General features: G+C 44.6%; 25 protein-coding genes. 9 read left to right on the top strand and 16 right to left on the bottom strand.

Annotated features, from left to right (window positions below):
• Nucleotides 1-70: 70 nt before the first annotated feature.
• From PN836_RS11980 to groL, 3 genes are all read left to right on the top strand, one after another.
• The gene (locus PN836_RS11980; RefSeq protein ID WP_395338605.1) at nucleotides 71-670 is read left to right on the top strand and encodes an FxsA family protein; all 600 of its coding nucleotides are present in this window, start codon (nucleotides 71-73) and stop codon (nucleotides 668-670) included.
• Between the two features lie 253 nt (nucleotides 671-923).
• Nucleotides 924-1214, top strand: coding sequence for a co-chaperone GroES (locus PN836_RS11975; RefSeq protein ID WP_382405171.1), 291 nt, complete (start codon nucleotides 924-926; stop codon nucleotides 1212-1214).
• 63 nt (nucleotides 1215-1277) lie between these two features.
• Nucleotides 1278-2921, top strand: a complete 1644-nt coding sequence (groL, locus tag PN836_RS11970; protein WP_395338602.1) for a chaperonin GroEL — start codon at nucleotides 1278-1280, stop codon at nucleotides 2919-2921.
• Between the two features lie 116 nt (nucleotides 2922-3037).
• Here the strand turns inward: groL and PN836_RS11965 are convergent, their stop codons facing one another.
• The 4 genes from PN836_RS11965 to PN836_RS11950 form a co-directional block, all read right to left on the bottom strand.
• Nucleotides 3038-4372: a HipA domain-containing protein gene (locus PN836_RS11965; protein ID WP_395338600.1), complete on the bottom strand. Its 1335-nt coding sequence runs from the start codon at nucleotides 4370-4372 to the stop codon at nucleotides 3038-3040.
• A 5-nt stretch (nucleotides 4373-4377) separates the two neighbouring features.
• Nucleotides 4378-4665 (bottom strand): helix-turn-helix domain-containing protein, encoded by a 288-nt coding sequence (locus PN836_RS11960; RefSeq protein WP_395338598.1) that lies wholly within the window; start codon nucleotides 4663-4665, stop codon nucleotides 4378-4380.
• Nucleotides 4666-4814: 149 nt separating this feature from the next.
• Nucleotides 4815-4991 (bottom strand): hypothetical protein, encoded by a 177-nt coding sequence (locus PN836_RS11955; RefSeq protein WP_395338596.1) that lies wholly within the window; start codon nucleotides 4989-4991, stop codon nucleotides 4815-4817.
• Between the two features lie 41 nt (nucleotides 4992-5032).
• The gene (locus PN836_RS11950) at nucleotides 5033-5560 is read right to left on the bottom strand and encodes a hypothetical protein (RefSeq protein ID WP_395338594.1); all 528 of its coding nucleotides are present in this window, start codon (nucleotides 5558-5560) and stop codon (nucleotides 5033-5035) included.
• Nucleotides 5561-5862: 302 nt separating this feature from the next.
• On the opposite strand from PN836_RS11950, the gene PN836_RS11945 reads away from it, so the two are divergent.
• Complete coding sequence (locus tag PN836_RS11945) at nucleotides 5863-6735, top strand: alpha/beta hydrolase family protein (protein ID WP_395338592.1); 873 nt, start codon at nucleotides 5863-5865, stop codon at nucleotides 6733-6735.
• A gap of 59 nt (nucleotides 6736-6794) precedes the next feature.
• Here PN836_RS11945 and PN836_RS11940 read toward each other — a convergent pair whose 3' ends face one another.
• From PN836_RS11940 to PN836_RS11930, 3 genes are all read right to left on the bottom strand, one after another.
• Nucleotides 6795-8639 (bottom strand): DUF885 domain-containing protein, encoded by a 1845-nt coding sequence (locus PN836_RS11940; protein ID WP_395338590.1) that lies wholly within the window; start codon nucleotides 8637-8639, stop codon nucleotides 6795-6797.
• Between the two features lie 312 nt (nucleotides 8640-8951).
• Nucleotides 8952-9245: a hypothetical protein gene (locus PN836_RS11935; RefSeq protein ID WP_395338588.1), complete on the bottom strand. Its 294-nt coding sequence runs from the start codon at nucleotides 9243-9245 to the stop codon at nucleotides 8952-8954.
• A 76-nt stretch (nucleotides 9246-9321) separates the two neighbouring features.
• A complete protein-coding gene (locus PN836_RS11930) occupies nucleotides 9322-11073 on the bottom strand; it encodes a TIR domain-containing protein (protein WP_395338586.1) in 1752 nt (583 codons plus the stop codon).
• Nucleotides 11074-11334: 261 nt separating this feature from the next.
• On the opposite strand from PN836_RS11930, the gene PN836_RS11925 reads away from it, so the two are divergent.
• Complete coding sequence (locus PN836_RS11925) at nucleotides 11335-12678, top strand: S8 family peptidase (RefSeq protein WP_395338584.1); 1344 nt, start codon at nucleotides 11335-11337, stop codon at nucleotides 12676-12678.
• Nucleotides 12679-12728: 50 nt separating this feature from the next.
• On the opposite strand, the gene PN836_RS11920 is transcribed toward PN836_RS11925, so the two are convergent.
• Together PN836_RS11920 and PN836_RS11915 are read right to left on the bottom strand one after the other, a co-directional pair.
• Complete coding sequence (locus PN836_RS11920; protein ID WP_395338582.1) at nucleotides 12729-13166, bottom strand: alpha/beta fold hydrolase; 438 nt, start codon at nucleotides 13164-13166, stop codon at nucleotides 12729-12731.
• Nucleotides 13167-13243: 77 nt separating this feature from the next.
• Nucleotides 13244-13594 (bottom strand): type II toxin-antitoxin system ParD family antitoxin, encoded by a 351-nt coding sequence (locus tag PN836_RS11915; protein WP_395338580.1) that lies wholly within the window; start codon nucleotides 13592-13594, stop codon nucleotides 13244-13246.
• Between the two features lie 148 nt (nucleotides 13595-13742).
• Here PN836_RS11915 and PN836_RS11910 point away from each other — a divergent pair, with 148 nt between their 5' ends.
• Nucleotides 13743-15158, top strand: a complete 1416-nt coding sequence (locus tag PN836_RS11910; RefSeq protein ID WP_395338578.1) for a diguanylate cyclase — start codon at nucleotides 13743-13745, stop codon at nucleotides 15156-15158.
• A gap of 47 nt (nucleotides 15159-15205) precedes the next feature.
• On the opposite strand, the gene PN836_RS11905 is transcribed toward PN836_RS11910, so the two are convergent.
• From PN836_RS11905 to PN836_RS11880, 6 genes are read right to left on the bottom strand one after another with little or no spacing between them, the layout of a single operon-like run.
• Nucleotides 15206-15583 (bottom strand): Na+/H+ antiporter subunit G, encoded by a 378-nt coding sequence (locus tag PN836_RS11905; protein ID WP_395338576.1) that lies wholly within the window; start codon nucleotides 15581-15583, stop codon nucleotides 15206-15208.
• 31 nt (nucleotides 15584-15614) lie between these two features.
• Entirely contained in the window at nucleotides 15615-15884 is a 270-nt protein-coding gene (locus PN836_RS11900; protein WP_395338574.1) for a K+/H+ antiporter subunit F, read from the bottom strand.
• Complete coding sequence (locus PN836_RS11895; protein ID WP_395338572.1) at nucleotides 15878-16378, bottom strand: Na+/H+ antiporter subunit E; 501 nt, start codon at nucleotides 16376-16378, stop codon at nucleotides 15878-15880. The genes PN836_RS11900 and PN836_RS11895 overlap by 7 nt, the downstream gene beginning before the upstream one ends.
• Nucleotides 16375-17898, bottom strand: coding sequence for a monovalent cation/H+ antiporter subunit D (locus PN836_RS11890; protein ID WP_395338570.1), 1524 nt, complete (start codon nucleotides 17896-17898; stop codon nucleotides 16375-16377). Before PN836_RS11890 ends, PN836_RS11895 begins: the two co-directional genes overlap by 4 nt.
• The gene (locus tag PN836_RS11885; RefSeq protein WP_395338568.1) at nucleotides 17895-18263 is read right to left on the bottom strand and encodes a Na+/H+ antiporter subunit C; all 369 of its coding nucleotides are present in this window, start codon (nucleotides 18261-18263) and stop codon (nucleotides 17895-17897) included. The genes PN836_RS11890 and PN836_RS11885 overlap by 4 nt, the downstream gene beginning before the upstream one ends.
• Before the next feature lie 10 nt (nucleotides 18264-18273).
• Nucleotides 18274-21063, bottom strand: a complete 2790-nt coding sequence (locus tag PN836_RS11880; protein WP_395338566.1) for a monovalent cation/H+ antiporter subunit A — start codon at nucleotides 21061-21063, stop codon at nucleotides 18274-18276.
• Between the two features lie 302 nt (nucleotides 21064-21365).
• On the opposite strand from PN836_RS11880, the gene PN836_RS11875 reads away from it, so the two are divergent.
• Both PN836_RS11875 and PN836_RS11870 read left to right on the top strand, forming a co-directional pair.
• Complete coding sequence (locus tag PN836_RS11875; RefSeq protein ID WP_395338564.1) at nucleotides 21366-21947, top strand: GspH/FimT family pseudopilin; 582 nt, start codon at nucleotides 21366-21368, stop codon at nucleotides 21945-21947.
• Nucleotides 21948-22048: 101 nt separating this feature from the next.
• Complete coding sequence (locus PN836_RS11870) at nucleotides 22049-22546, top strand: hypothetical protein (RefSeq protein ID WP_395338562.1); 498 nt, start codon at nucleotides 22049-22051, stop codon at nucleotides 22544-22546.
• Here the strand turns inward: PN836_RS11870 and PN836_RS11865 are convergent.
• Nucleotides 22543-23385 (bottom strand): polysaccharide lyase, encoded by an 843-nt coding sequence (locus PN836_RS11865; RefSeq protein WP_395338560.1) that lies wholly within the window; start codon nucleotides 23383-23385, stop codon nucleotides 22543-22545. The two genes, PN836_RS11870 and PN836_RS11865, sit on opposite strands and share 4 nt — an antisense overlap.
• A gap of 213 nt (nucleotides 23386-23598) precedes the next feature.
• Here PN836_RS11865 and PN836_RS11860 point away from each other — a divergent pair, with 213 nt between their 5' ends.
• A complete protein-coding gene (locus tag PN836_RS11860) occupies nucleotides 23599-24042 on the top strand; it encodes a VOC family protein (protein ID WP_395338558.1) in 444 nt (147 codons plus the stop codon).
• Nucleotides 24043-24135: the final 93 nt, after the last annotated feature.

Raw genomic sequence — 24135 nt, 5'->3', positions numbered from 1 at the left:
TAAGGTTCACTATTTGTAGCCAGTTTTGCAGTAATATCGTAATCAGACAGCAATTAATTGAGGCACTAATTTGTTTATTCTCTTTCTTTTGTTCGCCGTTCTGCCCATTGCAGAAATTATGCTGCTGATTAATGTCTCAGATAGCATCGGTGGTTGGAATACCTTTTTCATTGTAATTTTCAGTGCATTTATTGGCGCGTATTTTGTCAAGCGTGAAGGGCTAAACACGCTCGCTCAAGTCCAGCAAAAATCGGCTAAAGGGGAGCTTCCGGGCAAAGAGATAAGCGAAGGCTTGCTTTTGTTAGTGGCTGGTGTGCTTTTGGTAACACCGGGTTTTATTACCGACATAGTTGGACTGCTGTTTACTTTGCCCTTTACCCGCGCACCCATCGCCAGCGCGTTAGTCAAGCAGGTAATGGCAAGGCAAGCGCGAGGCCAAAATGTACACTTTTCGTTTTACCAGCAGCATAGTCAGACATCGCATCAACAACACTCTCAGTCGCCATTTAAAGAATCAGGCAAAGGCAAAGGCGAAGTGATTGATGGAGACTATCGTGATAAGACCGATATTCCTGATGAGCAAGACGCATTACCTGAGGTGATAGTGACTCAAGCGCCAAGAGCTGAAGATGACGCTTCAGACCCATCATCAAAAAAGGCGAAGGAATAAGCGTCTGTAAAATCCATCGAGTAGGCATTTAGCATGCTCAAAAAGTACCTGTATTGACGAAAATTCGGGTTTTTTACTATTTTTTGTTAAAAAAGCCTTGAGTTTAATTTCACCAACCCCAAATAGCTTTCCAGTCAGTCAATTCACATCACTGAAGATGTGACGAGCCACTGGCATTTGTGGTTCTTAACTCAAGGTCAAGCGACCAAAAGTAAAACACTAATTTATATTGGAATTTTCAGGAGATTTGAAAATGGCAATTCGTCCATTACACGACCGCGTCATCATCAAGCGCGAAGAAGTAGAAAGCAAGTCAGCAGGCGGCATTGTGCTAACTGGTTCAGCAGCAGAAAAGTCAACCCGCGGTAAAGTTATTGCTGTAGGCAACGGTCGCGTGCTCGACAACGGTGATGTAAAAGCGCTAGACGTTAAAGTTGGCGACTCTGTGATTTTTAACGATGGCTATGGCGTGAAAACCGACAAGCTCGACGGTGAAGAAGTCCTTATCCTTAGTGAAAGCGACATCTTGGCTGTGGTTGAGTAAGTCACTTACTCCCAGACACATCGCAATTAATTTGAAAATATAAAGAATTAGAGGAAATTACACATGGCAGCTAAAGAAGTTCGTTTTAGCGACGACGCTCGCACAAAAATGCTCAAGGGCGTTAACGTTCTTGCAAACGCAGTAAAAGTTACGCTTGGTCCTAAAGGCCGTAACGTTGTACTAGATAAATCTTTCGGCGCTCCTACTATCACTAAAGACGGTGTATCAGTAGCTAAAGAAATCGAGCTTGAAGACAAGTTTGAAAACATGGGCGCACAAATGGTCAAAGAAGTGGCGTCTAAAGCAAACGACGAAGCGGGTGACGGCACCACGACTGCAACCGTTCTTGCACAAGCAATCGTAACTGAAGGCCTTAAATCAGTTGCTGCAGGTATGAACCCAATGGATCTTAAGCGCGGTATCGACAAAGCGGTTATTGCAGCAGTTGAAGAGCTTAAGTCACTCTCTACCGATTGTGCAGACAGCAAGTCTATTGCACAAGTAGGTACTATCTCAGCAAACTCTGACGAAGTCGTGGGCGATATCATTGCTCAAGCAATGGACAAAGTAGGCAAAGAAGGCGTTATTACCGTTGAAGAGGGTCAAGCACTTCAAAACGAACTAGACGTGGTTGAAGGTATGCAGTTTGACCGCGGTTACTTATCTCCTTACTTTATCAACAATCAAGAAAGCGGTGCAGTTGAACTCGAAACTCCATACATCTTGCTTGTAGATAAAAAAGTATCAAACATTCGTGAATTGCTTCCAACTTTAGAAGCAGTAGCGAAATCATCTAAGCCTCTTTTGATTATTGCTGAAGACGTTGAAGGCGAAGCCTTAGCCACTTTAGTTGTGAACAACATGCGAGGCATCGTTAAAGTTGCAGCGGTTAAAGCGCCTGGTTTTGGCGACCGTCGCAAAGCCATGCTTCAAGACATTGCAACGCTAACGGGCGGCACCGTGATCTCTGAAGAAATCGGCCTAGAGCTTGAAAAAGTTCAGCTAGAAGATTTAGGTACAGCCAAGCGCGTTGTGATCAGCAAAGACAACACAACCGTTGTTGATGGCGCGGGCGAGCAAGAAGCAATTGAAGGTCGTTGTAACCAAATCCGTGCTCAAATTGACGAGTCAAGCTCTGACTACGACAAAGAAAAGCTTCAAGAGCGTTTGGCTAAGTTAGCTGGCGGTGTTGCAGTTATCAAAGTAGGTGCGGCAACTGAAGTTGAAATGAAAGAGAAAAAAGCGCGCGTTGAAGATGCACTTCACGCAACGCGCGCCGCAGTAGAAGAAGGTGTAGTCCCTGGTGGTGGTGTGGCACTTGTCCGCGCAGCGGCCAAGCTTGAGAGCATGACCGGTGACAACGAAGATCAGACGCTTGGCATTAAGCTAGCGCTACGTGCCATGGAAGCACCACTTCGTCAAATCGCAAGCAACGCAGGCGCTGAAGCCTCTGTTGTAACTAACGCTGTTAAAGGCGGCGAAGGTAACTACGGTTACAACGCAGGCAACGACAGCTACGGCGACATGATTGAAATGGGGATTTTGGACCCAACCAAAGTCACGCGCTCTGCGCTTCAGTTTGCTGCATCAATCGCAAGCTTGATGATTACAACCGAAGCAATGGTAGCAGAAGCTCCGAAAGAAGAAGCTGCTGCACCTGCAATGCCTGATATGGGCGGCATGGGTGGTATGGGTGGCATGATGTAGTCGAATTTGACTACATAGCGCCCAATCGCGTTTCTAGAAAAAACGTAGAGCCCGCTGATGCAGAATCAGCGGGCTTTTTTAATAGTGAGTACCCATATGCGTTTTAGCTTCTAGATTTAAACATTAATCGTCGCAATCTGAGATACTTGGTTTCGCAGGTATTTCGTTTTTGCCAATATGTTTGTACTCAATTGTTCAAAGTAAAGTGTATCTTCTGGCACGAAATCGAACTCTGTTTGCAGTGTTGTTATCAGATTATTTTTACTAAGTTGCTCAATAACTCTATCGGCTAAGCTGAGCAACAAACTTGAGAGTATGCGCTTGTTAACGCTGCAGGTTTGCGCAAAGTCAGCTAATTGATATGCATGAATGTTATCTGGCGCAAATTCATCTCCCATTGCCATTGCCAAGGTGTGTTTAAACTGTGGGAACATCGCAATATTGACTAGGTCGTACGCTGGTGTGAATGCGGCCGTGTTTTTATCGAAGTATAGCGATATGTTTTTCCCGTGGCTGTCGTAGTTGCTGATCATCAGGTTAAATAATTGCCAGTTTATCAGCCACTGTGTGCTTTGGATCGGGGAGGACATCCTGCTGCAAAATTCAAATAGCTTGGGTAAACTCACACCATCGCGAATGTGTTGTACATCTCTGCCATCACCAAGGTTTCTTTCGTATTTATTGTCTCTCGGCAAGTTTAATGCTTGGCAGCCATCAATGACATGACGTCGCATTACTTTGCTTTGCGCTGCGGTATATTTGCGGTCAAAACGTTTTACTTCTAGCGCTGGATGTTCGCCGAATCTCCTGAATTTCACCTCTGCAGTTGGTAAGCCAACTGCGCTCGACAGCTTCATACAGAAGTATTCATTTAAGACTAAGTTGGGACAGTTCTTCTTCTCAAATTTAAGGATGTGAGTTGAGCAAAGTGAACCATCGCCAAAACCTATCTGACCCTGATCGTTAATAAAAACGTTAAGTTTGTCTTGCACGCCAGCAATACTCAGTCGCGGTTTGTCGTCCCATATTAAGAGGCTTAGGTCTTCTTTATGGTCTAAGCGCTCTTGGAATTCATCATTTTCGAGTGACCTAAAATTAGGTTTTTGCTCTTGGCTGTTCAATGCGATGCTATGCGTAAATATGATAGCACCTGCTAAATCAGTGCCCAATTCTCTGACTTGCGAGTAAACATTTCTCTCAGATATGCCAAGGTTTTGAGCGAGTGTCATTCGCGCATAACCCTCTGGTAAGGCATTATCAAGGTAGTTGTACATCGCTTCAGGCGAGTGTTGATTTTGAAGTCCTAGGGCAGGTGAAATCGCAAAGCCAATTTGTTGCCAAGTGCGACTATACTTGAGCATTAACAAGTTAGTGGAGCGATCTAGTGCAAGAGTGCCTATGGATTTGTCGCCGTAATATGCATGAAGAATGTATTCGGATGGAATCGTCATGGTCACTAAACCCAATCATCCGACTCAACACCTGTTGCAGATTCGTTCAGCTCAGGTATTGTAAGCTTTAATCCTAGGCCATTGAGTACCGCAAAAGTCGCGGCTAAGGTACAGTTCGCATTACCATTCTCAATGCGCGACAAAGTATTTATACCGATTCCGCATAGCGCGGCACAGTCCACTAATTTTAAGCCTAAATGCGTCCGCTTGGCCTTAATTATTTGACCTAATACTTTAGCGCTATCCATATCAACACCGCTAGGCATGTCAGAAACGATGACTTTTTTTGCCATGATTTATTTGCCTTCACTATATAATCACCAAGATTGGTGATTATATAGTGATAAAAGCCACTTTCAAGTATATTCATTAGTATTGGTGAATATAAGCATTAAATAAAAAACAAATACAATTATTCACCGATAACAGTGGATATTAAATGTTAATCTTCAGCTTCTTTGGCTTTGCTGACCATCCATTCACTTATCAAATGTTCATTAGCAAATACGTGTTTAGATAGATTTGCAATTGCACTAGCAAATCGAAAGAACATCTCAGAAAAAGCGGCAGTGCCACGGTGTTTTGAGGAGGGCGAGGCTTTGCAATGAGCTTCAAGCAATTATCAATAAAGTCCTAGCATGCATAGATTGCGGGCTTTTTTTATTGATACTCATACTCTTTTTGTACAACATAAATTTCGTTTGCGACTTTAAGCAGCAAGCCTGCAATTTTAACATGAGAGTGGTACTGCTGAAGCACTGGGAAGTAGGGTTCAAACACATCAAATGCGCTAAGAGCAGCTTTGCCCGTTGCTAATGTACTTTCAACTTTGGTGCTCGATGGTTCTGTCCACTTTTGAAAGGCCTCTGATGAATCCACCAATAGACTCATTGCATCAATAGGCTTATCCATCGCTTCGGGAAATATTGTTCCGGCATATTGTAAACCTTGTTGACCTAACAAGAGGTAGTCATGCAAGGTTTTTGTTTTCGCATTGCTCTTTATTGAGTAAGTGTAAAATGCACGGAGTCCGGTCTCTGCAAAATGGCGTTTATTTCCTTGCAGTTTTACTCTATCGTCAATGGAAGCATCCCATGCGATATGGTGACGATGGCTTACCAAATCTTCTACTGCTGATATCTTGTTTGATTGGACTTTGGCGGCTTTGACCGTGGTCTTGATCAGCATAATTTCAAGCTCCTATGGCTGTAGCGTAACGATATCGGTGTTTCTCTAAACGATTATTGCAAGATAATGCAGCCGTGGGTACTACTAATGTTTTGGATAGTTTACGTCTTTCCACGTGCGCTGACCTTTGTTCATTCCAGATGCGGATGTGTTGACAAGAAGCTTTCAACTTTGTGGCGCTGAATAAGCACATTAAAATCGGGCTTGCGTGTAAACCATCGAGACTTTGCCTGCGACTGACGTTGAATAAGATGCGCTTATGCCCGCTTAATGCTTTCGCTTTTTGATTTAAGGATGATTTAATGGCCAAAATAGGCTTGTTCATAACACTGGTTTTTGTAACAACCCTGAGCTACGGTACAGATCAGCGTACAAGCGTATATCAAACTAAAGAAGTCGTATTCAGTAGCCATTCAGCACAACTATCTGGAACACTAGTACTTCCTATAAACAAACAAGCCGTCGCAGCCGTTGTATTTATTCATGGCTCGGGTAAACAAACTCGCTTTCTTCAAGGCGCTGAACGCTTTGCCCAAGACGGCATTGCTGCCTTAGTTTATGACAAACGAGGTGTCGGCGAGTCGGGCGGCGAGTTTGAAGGTAAAAATCCGGTCAGCGAAAAGAACTTAAAGCTGCTAGCCGATGATGCTTTGGCAGCATTTAAGGTGCTTGCAAAGCATCCCAAGCTTAAAAATCTTCCGCTAGGTTTAACCGGCATCAGTCAGGCAGGTTGGATTGCGCCTATTGCAGCTGAAAAGGCATTATCGAGCGATAGTGCAAACGTGGATTTTATGGTCCTGTGGAGCGGGCCTGTTTGCAAAGTGAGTGAAGAAGACATTTTCAGCAAATATACCAAAGACCTAGACAGCGGCATTGTACCGTCATACAAAGAAGCGCTAGACGCCAGATTACTTCCTTATGTATGGCCAAGCTTTTTAGGCGAGGACACCAATCCAAACGATAGCCTTAAGAAATTAAACATACCTGGCCTATGGGTGTTCGGAGCAAAAGATGGCAGTGTACCGGTTGATTTATCAATAGAGCGGCTAAACGCGCTAAAGCAAAGCGGATTGCCTTATGAATATGTGCTGTTTTCTGATGCAGGTCACAATAACATGAAAGTTAGTTTTTCAATGGTGACGGATTGGATTCGGAATTTAGAGTGGAATATTTAAAGAGTGGACAGGAAGCTAGAAGAAAGGAGCGCAGCAACGCTCCTTTCAGATAGCGAGCTTTAGGCCTTACTTACTACCCATTGGTCTACTAAGTCTTCCAGCACATTCAAAGGTACCGCGCCGTTTTTCAAAACGACATCATGAAACTCACGAATGTCGAACTTATCGCCAAGCTCGGTTTTGGCCTGCTCGCGTAATTCGAGAATTTTAATCATACCAATTTTGTAAGCCGTTGCTTGAGACGGCATTACAATATGGCGTTCAACCATTTTTACCGCATCTGGTCGAGGATTAGGCGTGTTGGCGACATAATACTCAATGCCCTCTTCTCGCGTCCATTGTTTAGCATGAATGCCTGTGTCGACTACTAAACGGCATGCTCTCCATAACTCCATTGCGAGGCGACCAAAATCGGAATACGGGTCTTCATATAGGCCAATTTCTTTAGGCAAAAACTCAGTGTATAGACCCCAACCTTCAATATACGCGGTATACCCACCAAACTTTCTAAACATTGGAATGCCTTCAAGCTCTTGGGCAATGGCAAGCTGCATATGGTGTCCAGGCACGCCCTCGTGGTAAGCCAAGGCTTCCATTTGATAAATGGGCATATCGCTCATTCGATATAAATTGGCGTAATACGTGCCGGGGCGAGAGCCATCGGGTGCAGGACGTTGATAAAAGGCTTTGCCGGCTGACTTTTCACGAAACGCTTCTACACGTTTAACGATTAAATCTGCTTTAGGTTTTACTAAAAACAGTTCGTCCGTGCGAGTTTTCATATTCTCGATAAGCGCAACCGCTTCATCTAAATACTGCTGCCTTCCCTCTTCAGTTTCAGGATAATAGAACTGTGGATCAACACGCATAAACTCAAAAAACTCTTGCAGGCTACCTTCGTAATTTACTTGCTGCATAATGGCGCGCATTTCTTCGTGTATGCGGGCCACTTCACTTAAGCCGATTTCATGAATTTCATCCGCTGTGAGTGCCGTAGTGGTCGTCCGTTCCAAGGCGTTATTGAAAAAGGCTTCGCCCTGCGGGAATTTCCAAGCGCCGTCGCGTGTATCTGCTTTGGCTTCAAGGGCTTCAAGTTTAGCAATCAAGCTTTCGTACGCGTCTTTAAAATTGGTGGTTAAGGCCGTTTGTAGTTCCATGCTTAGCGAAAGCTTTTCAGAGTCTTCGATGTTCAGCGCGTCGACTTTCTTAGAAAAGTCAGCGAGTAAGGCACTATCACCTTCACCATCAAAAGGCGCGCCCGAAAGTAAATTTCTGCTATCTGAAATCGCATACGGATAGACGAATTTTGGCGCTAAAATGCCCATTTCAGCGCGCTTATCAAGGCCTTTTTCTAACTCTGCAAAAAGCTCCTTAACCCCATTTACACGACTAATATAGGCCTTTGCATCCGACACATCTGTGATTTGATGTTGATTAATCAGTAACGAGGGCACCATAGAATGCAAACCAAACATCTGGTTCACCGGATAGTTATGATAGCGCCACTGGTGGTTCGCTATTTCGTCTTCAAGCTGCTGCACCATCAGTTTTTGGCTCAATGCTGTTTGCGCATCAAGCTTACTAGCATCTATTTGCTTCACTTTTTCAAGATTAGTTTTGGTAAGCGCTAAGTTTTCTTCCGCTCTAGCATCTGAAATATCATCCCACTTGTCGTAGTCATCCTTGATTGCCATATAGGTTTGACGAATAGGCGAACGCATTACGCCTTCCATGAATAGCTCTTGGTAGAGAGCGTTGGCTTTTTCGGATTCTGTTTGGGCGGTTTCGGTGCTTTGTTGTGTTGCAGGTTGTGCGGTACTTGATGGATTGGTGGCTTGTTCGTTTGAACAGGCGCTTAGTGCCAGTGATAGGGCGATGGCAATAGCAGTGTGCTTTTTATGCATAGTTTTACTCGGTAAAGGTTGGCGTCTTTGACATTCTATAGTGCTAGTAGTTTAACATTGTAAAAATTATGGTGCAGTTTTTCCTGGCGTTTAATTGAATGTTATATACGGTGGCAGCCCTTTCATTTTGCAGTTAGCTAACAATTTCTGTATTTGCCCAATACAAAATAAAAGCACCGCTTTGTATCTTGTGCTTCCTACAAGATGAAAGTTGATATAACGAGTCTACTTGCTTATGCGCAGCACACTACCGCAACAGTATTATTACTATTTTTGCTACGGTGGTATTGCTTTAGCAGAGGCACTAAACCTCTAAACCCTAATTCTACCTCCGCGCGTACCTAATTCAGCAACTGACGTGTCAGTATAATAGTAATCCTTATCGCCATCTAGAACTTGCACAGTAATAGTCTCGTCAGCATCAATTAACATTGGAAAATTGTCTGGCGGCGCAAATAGACCTGGTTCGCAACTTAGTGTTGTTGCAACTGGATTACCGTCAACGTCTTTACAGGCATTATGAATCGTTACCGAAGTTCGTTTGGCAAGTGAAAATTCTGCAGGATCCTCTCCTGAAACTAAAATTATGTCAGCGTTTACTATCATTGATGTGCTCCACTTTAAAGTAATTAAATGTAAGTTAAATCTATTGCTAGTTTTCAGCTAGCTTGTCAGGTAGTTACTATTGCGCCTGTTTGTGAACGTTTTTCGCATTACCCTTCAAACGAGGGTCTCTAGCGAGATTAGAAAGTTCAGGGCTCGTCTTCAAACTATCTGTCGGATAGCCTTGCTTTTGCGCCAGTAATATGAATTCTACGGCTTTCTCTCGCTGACCCAAAATTTCAGAAGCCTCTGCTGCAGCTGAAAGAATTTCCGCTGAATTTGGTGCTAATGTGACCGCCGTGTTGAGCCGCTGTTGCGCCAGTGTTGGCTGATTTGTCTTTGCGTAATAAAGCGCTAGGTCACTGTAGATGAAAGCGTCCCTCGGATGCTGCTGTCTCATAGCTTCCGCCAATTCAATTGCATATTGGAAGGTATCCTTAGATTTTTCCTCCATATTTTCCATCCAAGAGTAGAGAAATGCTAGATTTCCCCAGACCAAGGAGTCGGTAGTATCGATTTCGAGTGCTTGTAAGTATGCGCTTGCAGCGTCTTCGAAGCGAGCCTCTTTAGAATAGGCAGTGCCCAAATTTACGTATGCGAGATAACTAGGACGGATATCGATAGCTTTTTTATACATCGATATCGCTTCTGAGATGCGCAATGCTTCCTCGAAAAGAATGCCTAGGTTCAAGAGCGCGGCATAGTGATCAGGGGCAAGTCTAAGCAACGCTTGCCACTGCGTCATGGCGTCATCAACTCGACCTTGGTCTAAGAGAAAATTTGCATAACTGTTTAGTACCGTCGGATTTTCAGAATCCAAAGCAATTGCTTTTTGAAAAGAGGCCTCCGCGTCCTCGGCTCGACCAAGCTTGGCAAATACATTTGCTGCTGCTTTATTAGCCATCGCATCATTTGAGTCAATAGCAAGCGCGCGCTCCACAGCCGCAGTCGCCAAATCTATATTACCTTTCGTGGTATGTATCAAAGCCAGCGAAGCTTGCACCGCTGCAAGATTGGGATTTAACGCAGCAGCCTGATTAGCTGCATCACTCGCCTGCTCTAGTGCAGACTCATCCCCCGACAAAATATGACGAATCCTTAGCGCCTCTGCTGAACGAGCGTAAGCTAAGGCAAAGCTTGAATCTGCCGTATAAGCCTCTTGAAACAAATCAATCGCGCGGTCTAAATTATCCTCTTTATCCCAACGCTCCATCAACGCCAGGCCCTCTAAATAGTCATCGTATGCGTTGGCGGTGATAGGTGTTCCCTGAGAAGTGTTCTGGGAGTTAGTCAATATATCCCATTGATTCCATGCAAGTAGAGTCAGTAAAACGAATCCAAGCGCCATTAATGGCATGAACAATCGACTTTTTGCTTTGATGGGTGCTTTCGCCCCAAACACTTTGTTTGATTTGAGTGCTTGAATAAGATGTTCACTGTACATTGCGTCCGAGGCTTTAAACAGCGCCTGCACACGGTTAAACACTAGGGCTAATTCCTCTGGTAGCGCAGAGTCATCAAGATAAACGGGGATAATTTCAATATCGTGGTTAAGGGCGTAATCTACTTCTCTAAGGCAATGCTTAGACACCAAAGAGGTTTTGGAAATAAAGAAAATGAGTTTATTCGCTGCCTGTATGGCAGTCGCAATTTCAGCGCGCCACGACTTTCCCGCTTCAATGCCTTCGTCGTACCAGATGTTGATGCCGGCATCGTATAGCAACTTTAGGTCTTGGTAGACGCTGTCAGCATCGGTATGCGCGTAGCATACAAATACGAAGGAATCGCTCTCTTTGTATGCTGGGAATGGTTTAATCAAGCCTGCACTCATCAAAAACCTTATGCGGAGTTAGAAAGCATTAGTCGAGCGCGCAAGGTCTGGATAATCGCGCTGGCTTATGCATGTATTATTATTTTAACTTGTTATTTTTTAACCACTATATAGGACGATTGCACGTAGTGAAAGTATAAACACACGCTAGCATCAATGCACTTAGTGATTAATTATTAGTTGGGGCGCAAATCATTTACGTCTATTATTCTGCTACTGCCTCATCTCAGTCCTTGTACTCGCACTACGGAATGAATCTTAATGTCGATTGAAAAGCTTAAAGACCAAATTAAAGACAAAGGCGCCGCTAACGCGATTGTGTGCATTAACCCTGTCACAATGATGCCTTACGACACCAGCGCGTCAGCACTTGTGGGCAAGGTGTCGCGAGTCCCGCCGATGGTGGATCAGTTTTTGTTGTCTGAGTTATCGGGGCTTTTTCAGCTCGGTTGGGATGAACTTAGGGCGTCTGGGAAGGTTGATGCTAAACAGCTTGGCTCGTATACGCCGGTTTTACAGCGCCTTCTTAGCGCTGATCAAACAGTGCAAAGTCCGAACATGGTTTACTTCCCGCTGCTTGGGATTGCCTATGGTGCAGTCAACGAAACGGCTTTGAATAAGCTGGAGTCAAATCGCGCGGTGGATGATATCCAATCGGTATCTGACAGCTTAGGCTTGATTGAGCCGGTGGATGACGAAGATTTAGACGAGCGCACAGATGACCATCAGGAAGATAAAGAGATTGCGTGGGGCGTTGAGCGCATGGGCGCGCCTAAACTGTGGAAGCAAGGCCTAACCGGTAAAGACATTCTCGTTGCCCATATGGATACAGGAGTAGATACCACCCATCCTGCTTTGGCTAAGGTAGTAAGTCATCACCGAATGATTAGCAAAGACGGACAAGAGGCAAGCGAACTAGAGCAATACGTTGATTCTTCTGCCCACGGTACTCACACGGCGGGCATTATTGCGGGTCAGGATGTTGCAGGAGAACCCCTTGTTGGCATGGCGCCGGGGGCAAAGCTTGCTAGTGCGACTGTGATTAACGGAGGTGATACCTTTGCGCGCTTGCTTGCCGGTCTTGAATTTGCATTGGAAGCTAATGCTCGCATCATCAGTATCTCGTTAGGCATCAGTCCTTTCGATGATTCACTTATGGGTATTATGAACACCCTTAGAACTCAGCAATTGCTGCCAGTTGTGGCCATTGGCAACGATCCGTTATCGAGCGCATCGCCAGGCAATTACAGCAACGTGCTCTCGGTAGGCGCGACAGATTCACACAACCGAGTGGCGCCATTTTCAGGAAGCGCAAAAAGGAGTGGATATGGCGTAGGCCCAACTTTGTGTGCACCAGGCTCAAAAATATTGAGCGCTGCTGCAGGTGGGGGCTATAAAGCCCAAAATGGTAGCTCTATGGCCGCGCCTCATGTTGCCGGATTGGCGGCACTTCTGCTTGAGTCCAATCCATATGCGACGAGTGATCAGATTCAGCAGGCGATTGTGGCGTCGTGTACAAACCCCGCCAATGTTAATCCGGATAAAATCGGGGCAGGTATTCCCGATGGTTTAAAAGCCCTGGAGAAGCTAAAGGAAATGTTTTAGATATTGTGGCAAAGCCATCCTTGGCTGTCGAAATATGTGGTGCTAATTGTTTAGTTGACTTTGGACATGAGCACGCGAGTTTTATCGATAATAAAGTCCGACTCTTCCTCTAAAGGAAAGTGACCGGTGTCTAAAACATGGATATCGATATCTTGAACATCATTTTTAAGCAAGTTGGCCCCTTTTACTGAAAAGTAAGGGTCGTGCTCGCCCCACGTTACCAGCATAGGTACTTGGTTGTTACGCAAGTGTGCTTGCCATACCGGATAAAATTCGACGTTAGTTTTGTAATCATAAAATAAAGCTAACTGGACTTCGTTTTGTCCTTCACGGTCGATACTTTGGTATGCCTGTTCCCAATTTGCAGAGTCAATCGCGCGCTTATTTCTTACGCCATGGGTAAAGCCCCACTTTAGCGCGCCTTTAGAAAAGGCGTTTCTGATAATCTTATTTTCCAGGGATTTTGTTTTGCCTTCCCAATAATCCATCACCGGCCCCTAGCCACTTTTAATAAGACCTTCTTTATACTGAGCGCCGTTTCTTAAACAGGATTCAGGTTATTTATTCATGCCTTAGCTTGTGTTCTCTTACGTTCAAGAATATCTAAAACATTGTTCGAACTTTTCCCGCTGAGTTCACCCTCAATTAAAGCTAGGTTTATCGCTTCGCGTTCACTCTGATTGCGACGCACTAAATCACGAATGTAATCACTGGCATTGGCAAACTTGCCAGACTTAACTTGCTCATCAATCCACGCTCTCGTCTCATCGGGTAGCGATACATTCAGTGATGTCATTGTCAAATCCTCGATTATTACATCTTCACTATGATGGCAAATATTGACAATGATTGTCAGTGCAATGCTTTTTGCCAGCATAATGCTGCACGATATTTTATGTGCACTATAACTTGTCATCGGTGTAAACTCTTTTAAGAATTCACCGATAACAGATCAGACAAATTGACAATCTATTGATTGTTACGCAATTAAGTTACACCTTAAGGACTATCGTTTGCGGTATGTTGACATCAATATCTGGCTAAAGCCCAAAAAGCATGAGCGTATGAAATCTCCCTTATGCTGTTGCGCTTGGCTGTTGGTATTGGCTTTCATGCTCGCTGGGTTTACGGTGAGCTCACATGCCCGAAGTAGTAATCTCACATATTGCGTCGACCCTGATTGGATGCCGTTTGAAGGTTTAATAGGTGACCGCCACACCGGGATTGCAAGTGAATATTTGGAGCTGTTTAAAGAACTGACTCCACACACATTTACGCTTGTCCCCACAAATTCTTGGAAAGAAACGACCGAGTTTCTAAAAGCAGGAAAATGTGATCTCACGTTAATGCTTAACAGTTCCGCAGCACGGGAAGAATACCTGTCTTTTACCAGTCCCTATTTTTTTGGTCCAAATGTATTGGTCAGTAAAGACAATCTCCCATTCATGCAAGATCTGGTTTCGGTTGGCGATTTGAGCTTAGGGGTAGTCTCAGGCTACAGACTGCTTGATGAAATACGATTGTACTATCCTGATATTAGGGTAATTGAGGTAGCATCAGAAGAGCAAGGATTGATGGCCGTAGAAAACGGAGATATTGATGTTTATGTTGGCTCGCTTTACTCAATAAAGGCAAAGCTTAAACAGCATCAAATAGATTCCCTGCGCATAAACGGTTGGATTTCAATACAAGATAAGCTGCGTATTGGCTTTGCCAAACACAAAGCTGACTTAATACCTGAATTTAATTCAGCGATCGATAATATATCCACTCGCCAACACAATGAAATACTCTATGAATGGAGTAACGTGCATTATATTAAAGATACGGATTACACGGTGTTATATTACGTTTTGGCTGCGGTGAGCGCAATTTTTATCGCGTTATTATGGCGCCACGCAATTTCGGCCAGAGTACTCAGTGTCTTAAGCGATAAAAATCAGGAGCTAGAGTTAATTCGCAAAGAGCTGCAAGAGAAAAATACAGAGCTAGAGTACCTATCCTTTCACGATAGTTTGACACAAATCTACAATCGTCATTATTTTTCACAGGCACTTAGCGATCACGTACAACATATAAAGCGACAAAACCTGAGTTCTTCTATCCTGATGATTGACCTGGATTTCTTTAAAAAAATAAACGATGAATATGGACATAATGTGGGTGACAAAATACTTCAGCAGTTTTCTGTCATTATCTCTCACTCTATTCGAGCCGGTGATGTTGCCTCCCGTTGGGGAGGGGAAGAATTTATCATTTTGCTCCCCGAAGCAGGTGCAGAGCAAGCCGAGGCTATCGCAACACGTCTTCTTGAAGCGGTGGCAAAACATACTTTTGAATTAAATGTTCAGCTGACCTTGAGCATCGGTATTGCGCTTTATCAAAATAACGAAAGCTGTGAATCGTGGATTGAGCGAGCCGACAAAGCCTTGTATAGGGTTAAGTCTACAGGAAGAAACAACCTTAGCCTTGCTCAATAAACTTAAGCCGTAGCGGGACGCACACTTACAAGGATGAAATCGATATTTTAGCTTTCTTGTTTGATGTCTTCAGGCGGCAACTGCTCGCGCGCTTGCTCGATATGATGTTGATTGCGCGTGCGTTCCATCATGTGTACGCGGTGGTGCATGGCGACTTTGGCAAGAATGTGCGCTGTAACGGGTGCAGTGATCACCAAAAATAAAGTAATTAATAAGTTGTTCAGACTCAAGTTGCCGCTTAAAAAATAAGAGTATAAAAGCGAACCGATAAGCACACCGCCCAAGCCCAGCGTGGTTGCTTTTGTTGGGGCATGTAAGCGCACGTACAAGTCTTGAAGACGCAATAAACCAATTGAACCTACCAGAACGAATAAGCCACCGATGAGTAAAAATGCTGAGATAATGAGTTCAACTGTAAAGCTCATATGTTGTCCTATTCTTCGTTAGTTGCTTGTTTTACTCAATGATATCGCCGCGCAGTAAGTATTTGCCAAAGGCTACACTGCTGACGAATCCAAGCATGGCAATAAGTAGCGCCGCTTCAAAATATAAAGGCGTTTTATTATAAATACCGTAAATCAAAATAAGCGCAATACTGTTGATATACATCGTATCAAGCGCCAGTATTCTATCCACTTTGTGGGGGCCAATGACCAAGCGCCATAAATTAAGGAAAAGGGCAACGCATAACATGCATGACACAATAATTACGGTGGTCTCTAACATCCGAAAATCTCCTTAATGCGTGACTCGTAGCGCTGTTTGATCAAATCAATCACTTCTTGCTCATTTTCGGGCATGTTTAATACATGCACGTAAAGCCATTTATTGTCTGAGGATACTTCACCGCTCACGGTTCCGGGCGTCATCGTAACAGTGCTTGCCAACACGGTGGTGGGTAAGGTATCACACAAATCCAGCGGCACGGCAATAAAACCTGGCTTTATGCGCTGCATCGGTCCCATCACCAAAAACGCGACTTCGATATTAGCGGTAATAATATCTTTAAGCACAATTAATACATAGACAATCAGCTTCAGGGGTTTTTTTATTGAAGTTTGAGGCATTCTCAGTGGTGCGCAAAGCAAAGGAATGACTATGCCCAGAACGGCGCCGAGTAAAATATGTCCTAAACTATAGGTGTTATTAAGCATCAACCATACGAGCAGCAATATAAAGCTGTGCAGGGGCATGGGCACAATTTTAGACAGTACGCTCATGGTTTTGCCCCCTCTAATTGCATCACGTCCAGTAAATAGGGTATGTCGTGTAACTGTGCGGCAGCTTCATTTGTATAGTCAATTACGCCAGCGCCAAAAATAACCATGATGGGCGAGGCTGCGAGCAATAATATTGCGCCACTTAATTGCCACCTGGAGAGACTGGAGTCTTCATTGTCATTACTTGAGCCGTAGCGCCAAAACAATGTAGTGCCTGCCCGTGAGAGTGCGACAATCGTAGCAAGGCTTGAAATAAGAATGGCAGACCATACCCAAACTCTATCCGCATTTTCTGTTGCTGCTTGCAAAATAACGAGTTTGCCCAAAAAGCCCGAAAACGGCGGTAAGCCAGCAACTGCTAACGCGGCAACGAAAAAGAGTATTCCGAGCTTTGTTTGCGATTGGATCTTACGAGCAATAACAAAGCGGTCGAAGGCTTTGCCGCGTTGTTGTCCAAGCATGTCGGCGATTAAAAATAATGCGCCAGTGACTAAGGTACTATGTATGAGATATAAGAAGGCTGCTGCAGTGGCCTCAGGCGTTCTCAGAGCAAATGCAATTAATAGGGTACCCACCGAAACAATCACTAAATTGCCAATAAGGGTGCGCATATTCGGGCTTGCAAGCGCACCAATTGTACCTACCGCAATTGAGAGTACTGCCAAGGGCCAAATCCAGGCATCAATCATATTCGCCAGATAACCCGCTTGTTCACCAAAAATGACGGTATAGACTCTGAAAATACAGTACACGCCGACCTTTGTCATGATCGCAAAAAGCGCAGCAACGGGTGCACTCGCGGCCTCGTAGGTTCGCGGTAACCAAAAATGCAGCGGCAACATTGCTGCTTTTAATCCAAACACCACTAACAGCAGTGATCCACCCACTTGAGCTATGATCGCCTCGCTTTCAGACAACTCAGGTATTTTGCGAGCCATGTCGGCTATGTTCAGAGTGCCGGTGGTGCCATATAGCGTACCTAAGGCAATAAGGAATAGACTAGAGCCGATTAGGTTTAAGATAACGTAGTGGACGTTTGCAGCCGTTTTTTGTTTACCGCCACCGTGAATTAATAGGGTGTATGATGCAATGAGCAACACTTCAAAGAAAACAAATAGGTTAAATAAATCGTTTGTAAGAAAGGCGCCGCTGATACCAAGTAATTGAAACTGAATAAGTGGGTGAAAGTACTTACCACCTCTGTCGGTGCCGGCAAATGAATAAAGCGTTGCCCCTAATCCCAAAAATGCAGTAAGCGCAATGAGCATAGCGGACAGTTGATCCGCGTATAAAATGATGCCAAATGGGGCTTGCCAATCACCAACGGCATACATCATAGCGCCGTTTTGCGTCACGCTTATCATTAACCATATGGCGCAGGCGATTTGCATTAAGGTAAGTACTAATGTGGCAGCCCGTCTTGCTTGGAAGCGCTCAGGCCCGGTAAATGGCGGGATAAGCATCAACAAGCCCCCTAGCATGGGGATCAAAATGGGCAAAATAGGCAAATGCGCCGTCATAGTTTGCCCCTACTAGGTCGAACGAGTTTATCGGTATCTGCAGGCGCGTCTCGCCCGTCTACTAAGTCGTTTCCTAAATCGGCGCGCGCCCGAATGGATAAAATTACGACAAAGGCAATCATTGCAAAACCAATGACAATGGCGGTTAGCACCAAGGCTTGGGGGAGAGGGTCCGCGTAGTTCTCTGCCATGCCTAAAATAGCCGCGCCTTCTAAATTAAGGCGACCGCTGGAAAATAAAAACAGGTTGACTGCATACGAGAGCATGGTAAGGCCAACAACGACTGAAAAAGTTCGTCCTCGTAAGCATAGGAACACGCCACAAAAAGTAATTACACCCACACAAATTACGTACAAAGTTTCCATAATTTTAAAATTACTCCTCCATCGTCGGACGATGAACTGAGGTCAGCTTGCCTAAGTTCGCTAAAATCAATAGGGTGGCACCTACCACCGTAAGGTATACGCCAAGGTCAAAAATTAATGCGCTTGCCAGCTCAATTTCACCAATTAGCGGAATATCAAAATAATCAAACCACGTGGTCATAAAGGGTCTGCCAAAGAACCATGAGCCAACACCTGTAAATGTGGCAATCAGCACGCCCCAGGCAATAAGTGATTGATAATCTAGTTTTATACGAGGCTTAATCCAATCTACCCCATGCGCAATGTATTGCTGAATTAAGGCCACAGAGGTGACAAGCCCTGCAATAAATCCGCCTCCTGGCATGTTGTGACCACGCAAAAATATATAAAAGGAAACCAGCAAAGCTAGCGGTAATAAGCTTTGAGAAATCATTGTGAGAATAGGCGGGTGTGTATCTTTTGAAAATGGTAAGCCATTTTCGTTAGCTGTTGGCATAGCCAAACGCACGCCAGCAAGCAGCTTGAATATGCCAAAGGCAGCAATACCCAGTACTAAAATTTCGCCTAAGGTGTCTAGTCCTCTAAAGTCTACCAGAATAACGTTGACCGCATTTGTCCCACCCCCGCCGGTTTTACTATTGGCGAGGAAAAAGTCGGAAATGCTATCAAGCGGCTGGGTGATAAATGCGTAGTTAACCGTTGCCACCAATCCCCCAACCGCAGCGGCAATCCCTAGATCTCGCACCACGCGCGAGGGCGATGACTCGGCAGGCGTTTTTTGGGGTAAAAAGAAAAGCGCCAGCATCAGCAAAATTACAGTGACTACTTCTACCGCCAGTTGGGTTAAGGCTAAGTCGGGGGCAGAGAATCGAGCGAAGGCGATAGAGACAATCAAACCAACCACAGAAAGCGTGATAAGGGCCACCATACGTTTGCGATGATAGATCATGGTGGCAATGGCGCTTAAGCACAAAATAATGCCAGCGGTTATTTCTACGCCTGTAACCGCTTGGTTTGGAAGATGCGTTGAGGCTACATCTAGGTTAATTAGCGGAACCGCAGTAAGCACAATCATAAAAATTAGCAAAAAGGCAACGTAGCGCTGGAGCGAGCCATTACTTAAAAATTCGTGAGTGCGGCTTGCGAATGAAACGATATTTTGTACCACACCTTCGAACACCATTTTCGCATCGTTTTCCCTAAATTGGGATTGGAACCGATACAATTGACCGCGATATCCATAGACGACCAGGCCACCAACAATCGCAATCACGCTCATTAGCAAAGGCAAGTTAAATCCATGCCAAATCGATAGACTGTAGTAAGGTAATTCGCTCATAAGCACAGAACTTGCTGCGGCTTCGAGTAAACTGCCTACCATCACCGCTGGAAAGATACCCACCAACAAACACAAGGCGACCAATATCTCCACAGGAATTTTCATGTACCGCGGTGGCTCGTGTGGCGTTTTGGGTAAATCCACAGGATCACCGTTAAAGAACACGTCGTGCACAAAACGCATGGAGTACGCCACTGCAAATATGCCCGCAAGGGTGGCAAGTACGGGTATCATCCACGACAGGAAACCTAAAGCCTCTTGGTGCAAAGATTCCGCAAAAAACATTTCTTTGGATAAAAAGCCATTAAACAGCGGCACGCCTGCCATGGATGCAGCGGCGACCATCGCGAGCGTTGCGGTGTAGGGCATAAAGCGCCATAAACCATTGAGTTTGCGCATATCCCGAGTGCCAGACTCATGGTCAATAATGCCAGCGGCCATGAACAGCGAGGCCTTAAATACAGCGTGATTCATAATGTGAAAAAGCGCCGCAACCGTTGCAAGCTTGGTATCCATACCCAATAACAATACAATTAAGCCAAGGTGACTGACAGTTGAGTAAGCCAATAAGCCTTTAAGATCGTGCTTGAACAACGCGACGTAGGCACCTAACACTAAGGTAATGACGCCTGCTATCGACACGGTTAAGAACCACATTTCGGTGCCTGAAAGCACAGGGAAGAATCGCGCGAGCAAGAAAATGCCGGCCTTTACCATTGTGGCTGAGTGTAAGTAAGCGCTTACTGGAGTTGGTGCAGCCATGGCGTGAGGCAACCAAAAATGGAAGGGGAACTGAGCTGATTTTGTGAATGCGCCAAGCAAAACGAGGGTCAAAATCACAGGATAGAGCGCGTGCTCTCTAAGCAAATCGCCGCTAGCTAATATAACACCTAATTCATATGAACCGACGATGTCTCCAATCATTAATAGCCCCGCAAGCAAGGCTAATCCACCTGCACCGGTCACCGTGAGCGCCATTCTTGCGCCCTTGCGTGATTCAGATTTGCTAGCCCAAAAGCTGATGAGCAAAAACGAGCTAATACTGGTGACTTCCCATGCCATCCACATTTGTAAAATGTTATTGGAGAGCACAATAGACAGCATGGCAGTCATAAATAGCAGCAGATATGAGAAGAATCGACCAGCGGCTTCTTTGTCTGATAAATAATAACGAGCGTAGAGAATAATCAGTAAACCAATACCCAGTATTAATAATGCAAACATGAGTGCAAGACCGTCTAAACGCATGGAAAGCGTCAGGCCAACGGCAGGGATCCACTCAAGATGTTCGGTAACAACATTGCCGGCCAAAACCTCGGGGATTAGCGTAGCAATATAGGTAAGCGCGATGGCTGGGGCGAGCATGGTGAAAATGGTGTTTGTTGTGCGTCCAAATCGTTCAGTGACGATGGGCAATAGCACACCAAGCAACATAATAGCTGTAATCGCGAATAAGCTCATGATTCGACTGTGCTCCGTTTCTACTTATTGTAACTTATCTAGCACTTTTTAGTTGAGTATAGCTTAGTGCGAATGGCTGCGTAAGATCCAATAATTGTTACGGTTTTTTTAAGTTTGGGGATCTACAGTATAATTAATGAACAAAGATAAACACGCTCTACTTTCATTTGTTAAAACCTGTCCTTCTACCAAGCTATTGTACAGTATTTATCTTAACAGCTTCTGAGTAACATTGATCAGGCATCGAGGTCAGTGACGCGATACTTGGCTTCGCAAGCTAACGTTGATGTTGAGGTACAAGGATGAACTACGAGCAAGGATTCGCTCATCACCGAGGGGTGACGCTGTTAGAGTTGCTAATAGCGGTCGCTATCGCCGCCATACTTTTGGGGGCGATAGTGCCTAATGTTTCGATGATTATTGCTAAGTCAAAAGTGACAGCCGAGGTCAACTTGATGAGCAGCATCATTCAATACACACGCTTTCAAGCGATTGATAAGCATTTGCCAACACTCTTATGTCCCTCTCATGATTTTAAAACCTGCGATGTGACGAATTGGCAATTACCCAAAATCATGTTCGCAGATATCAATGGCAATCAATTTCGCGACGAAAACGAGCCTTTGATGCATGCCTCTGAGCCAATACAAACAGGGCTTATTATGTTAGGACCTAAAAAAACCATTCGCTTTTTTGAAGATGGGGCAATGGGTAGCACAGCAAGTGTGATTATTTGCCCAGCGCAATCATTAGAAAATGCTGCATATCAAAGTTTGAATCGAGCCTTGTTTGTCAGTTTACAAGGCAGAGTAAGACTCAGTGATGATACCAATTCAGACGGCATTCACGAGCGCGGCAGTGGCACCCCACTGACCTGTAGCTAGCAACAGCATGAGTCGAGCAAAATTAAATTGAAAGTTATTTGATATTGCCCCTGTCTTATTTACTACCCTACGCAAGCTAAACACAAAATGGCAGGCAACACATGCAAACTATATTTAAACCATCGCGTTATTTTTCATTAGCAGTGCTCGTTGTTGCAATTAGCGTATCAAGCCTTACCCATGCGCAAATATCACCCTATGATAGTATGTATTTTCCGACCACGCAGTCCTTAGAGGGGACGCGAAACGCACCGAGAATCTACGAAGTGGTTTCGGTGGGTTTTGGTACGAACGCAAATACAAGCCCTCAATATTTTGATGGTTTAAAGCAAGCTTACTCACAAAACCTGGCGCTTGATTATAAAACGTTTTTTTCTTCTGACCCGACGTCAGTTCGTACTCTCGTTGATAGCGCTCCAAGCTTATCGAGCATTCATCAAAATGTACTTTCTCGGATTTCCAAAGCGTCAGAGCGAAGCGCAGACGATTTTGGAATACGCGCCGACATCAATGCATTGGACCATGTGAACGCAAACAGTTTTGACTTTAGGAATATAAAAAGACTTGAGCAGCCTACAGTTATCGCTTCTATACGTTAAAACACGCGAAAATCATCAAAACGAGCATAAACATCTTCAGTTGGCGCCCAGTTAGGCTTATTTCCACCATGGAAGGTCGAAAAATATAGTGTATCAATATAACCCTGGTCGCCTATGCGAAGTCGAAAATCTCGTTTATCAAGGACTTGTTCGCCGTTTACCCACACCTGCAGTATAGCATTGTTGTCATACGGGTCATTTAGCACAATTCGTTGAGTAAGCTCATACCATTTCCCTGCTTCAAAGCGCACATTTAAAGCGATGTCTTCTCCCCAGGGTTTTTTATTGTCTACTGAGTATAAATATATTACGGCATCGCCGTCAGCGCGCCACATGTATCGTGCGCTCCAGCCTTGTCCTTCTGTAGGGTGCACTCCACCCGTGTAAGTCTCGCCACCGCTTGTTAGACCTGGTAACTTGCCCCCTAGTACCCATTCAAAACCCTCTTCAAAAAACACTTTGTATGAGAGCGTGTATTCTTGTGCAGGCGCAATGGGTAAATTAAATTGTCCTCCGGACTGACTAGGACCAACACCTTTTGCAGGATAAACCGTTTGAAGCACTTGACCTTGCTGTGGGTCATCAACAATGGAAAAACGCTCATAAAACTGTGTCCACTTTAGGTTCGGGATGAGCGCTCTGGCTTGCGCGTCTTTGAATAGGCCCAGCGATGCTTGTTCAAAATTCTGCTCATAAACAAGTGAGGTTGAGCGACTTTGTGCAGATGAAGAAGCTGATTTGCTCTCAGTCGTTGCAGTCTGCGAAGTTTGGTTAGTGCAGGCCACAGCGAAAATTACACATGCAAGGGAGATGAGCGAAAATCGAAAGGACGCGTTCATTGTCTAATTCCTTAATGAAAGTTGATAGTGGTGTTCCATAGCTATTGATTGGAACACTAAAGCTTGCAATTAGGCCATTACGTTATGCAAAAAGAGATTTCCGATTATTCATGCTTTAGCTATAAGCAATAATTATATTTTTGTCTTGCTAAAAGATGAACTTCCTGCGGCCACACAGCATATAGACCTTATTGATTTATGCCAAGGACACTTATGCAATACCTACATACAATGCTGCGCATCAACGACCTGGATAAAACGCTGCACTTTTTTTGCGACTTATTGGGTTTACAAGAGTTCAACCGCTATGAAAACGATAAGGGCAGATTTACCCTCGTCTTTTTATGTGCACCAGAGGATATAGAGCTTGCGCAAAAGCGGAAAGCACCGCTGATTGAATTGACATACAACTGGGATAATAAAGAAGACTATGGCAACGGTCGTGCATTTGGGCACTTAGCCTATAGGGTTGAGAATATCTACGAGACTTGTCAAAAGCTACAAGACAACGGCGTGACTATTTTGCGCCCACCGCGGGATGGGCACATGGCATTTGTAAAATCGCCTGATGGGATTTCCATTGAAATACTGCAAACAGGTGACTCCCTTCCTACCCAAGAGCCTTGGGCGTCAATGGAAAACACGGGCAGTTGGTAAGCCAGTAAAGCTAATCGTTTTTGTATAATTTTAGTGCTTTTGCGCTTTTACAGGAAAAGCAAAGTAAAAGTTATACATTTTTTTGAATCTTCT

This window comes from Ningiella algicola (assembly GCF_028401415.2).
In the GTDB taxonomy this organism is placed as follows: domain Bacteria; phylum Pseudomonadota; class Gammaproteobacteria; order Enterobacterales; family Alteromonadaceae; genus Glaciecola.
Note: the sequence above shows the minus strand (reverse complement) of the source record. Positions and strands in the feature narration are given on the sequence as shown.

Excerpts from the sequence above, each read along its gene's own strand:
- PN836_RS11975 (WP_382405171.1), top strand. The coding sequence starts at position 924 with ATGGCAATTCGTCCATTACACGACCGCGTCATCATCAAGCGCGAAGAA.
- groL (WP_395338602.1), top strand. The coding sequence starts at position 1,278 with ATGGCAGCTAAAGAAGTTCGTTTTAGCGACGACGCTCGCACAAAAATG.
- PN836_RS11965 (WP_395338600.1), bottom strand. The coding sequence starts at position 4,372 with ATGACGATTCCATCCGAATACATTCTTCATGCATATTACGGCGACAAA.
- PN836_RS11960 (WP_395338598.1), bottom strand. The coding sequence starts at position 4,665 with ATGGCAAAAAAAGTCATCGTTTCTGACATGCCTAGCGGTGTTGATATG.
- PN836_RS11950 (WP_395338594.1), bottom strand. The coding sequence starts at position 5,560 with ATGCTGATCAAGACCACGGTCAAAGCCGCCAAAGTCCAATCAAACAAG.
- PN836_RS11945 (WP_395338592.1), top strand. The coding sequence starts at position 5,863 with ATGGCCAAAATAGGCTTGTTCATAACACTGGTTTTTGTAACAACCCTG.
- PN836_RS11940 (WP_395338590.1), bottom strand. The coding sequence starts at position 8,639 with ATGCATAAAAAGCACACTGCTATTGCCATCGCCCTATCACTGGCACTA.
- PN836_RS11935 (WP_395338588.1), bottom strand. The coding sequence starts at position 9,245 with ATGATAGTAAACGCTGACATAATTTTAGTTTCAGGAGAGGATCCTGCA.
- PN836_RS11930 (WP_395338586.1), bottom strand. The coding sequence starts at position 11,073 with ATGAGTGCAGGCTTGATTAAACCATTCCCAGCATACAAAGAGAGCGAT.
- PN836_RS11925 (WP_395338584.1), top strand. The coding sequence starts at position 11,335 with ATGTCGATTGAAAAGCTTAAAGACCAAATTAAAGACAAAGGCGCCGCT.
- PN836_RS11920 (WP_395338582.1), bottom strand. The coding sequence starts at position 13,166 with ATGGATTATTGGGAAGGCAAAACAAAATCCCTGGAAAATAAGATTATC.
- PN836_RS11915 (WP_395338580.1), bottom strand. The coding sequence starts at position 13,594 with ATGACAAGTTATAGTGCACATAAAATATCGTGCAGCATTATGCTGGCA.
- PN836_RS11910 (WP_395338578.1), top strand. The coding sequence starts at position 13,743 with ATGAAATCTCCCTTATGCTGTTGCGCTTGGCTGTTGGTATTGGCTTTC.
- PN836_RS11905 (WP_395338576.1), bottom strand. The coding sequence starts at position 15,583 with ATGAGCTTTACAGTTGAACTCATTATCTCAGCATTTTTACTCATCGGT.
- PN836_RS11900 (WP_395338574.1), bottom strand. The coding sequence starts at position 15,884 with ATGTTAGAGACCACCGTAATTATTGTGTCATGCATGTTATGCGTTGCC.
- PN836_RS11895 (WP_395338572.1), bottom strand. The coding sequence starts at position 16,378 with ATGAGCGTACTGTCTAAAATTGTGCCCATGCCCCTGCACAGCTTTATA.
- PN836_RS11890 (WP_395338570.1), bottom strand. The coding sequence starts at position 17,898 with ATGACGGCGCATTTGCCTATTTTGCCCATTTTGATCCCCATGCTAGGG.
- PN836_RS11885 (WP_395338568.1), bottom strand. The coding sequence starts at position 18,263 with ATGGAAACTTTGTACGTAATTTGTGTGGGTGTAATTACTTTTTGTGGC.
- PN836_RS11880 (WP_395338566.1), bottom strand. The coding sequence starts at position 21,063 with ATGAGCTTATTCGCGATTACAGCTATTATGTTGCTTGGTGTGCTATTG.
- PN836_RS11875 (WP_395338564.1), top strand. The coding sequence starts at position 21,366 with ATGAACTACGAGCAAGGATTCGCTCATCACCGAGGGGTGACGCTGTTA.
- PN836_RS11870 (WP_395338562.1), top strand. The coding sequence starts at position 22,049 with ATGCAAACTATATTTAAACCATCGCGTTATTTTTCATTAGCAGTGCTC.
- PN836_RS11865 (WP_395338560.1), bottom strand. The coding sequence starts at position 23,385 with ATGAACGCGTCCTTTCGATTTTCGCTCATCTCCCTTGCATGTGTAATT.
- PN836_RS11860 (WP_395338558.1), top strand. The coding sequence starts at position 23,599 with ATGCAATACCTACATACAATGCTGCGCATCAACGACCTGGATAAAACG.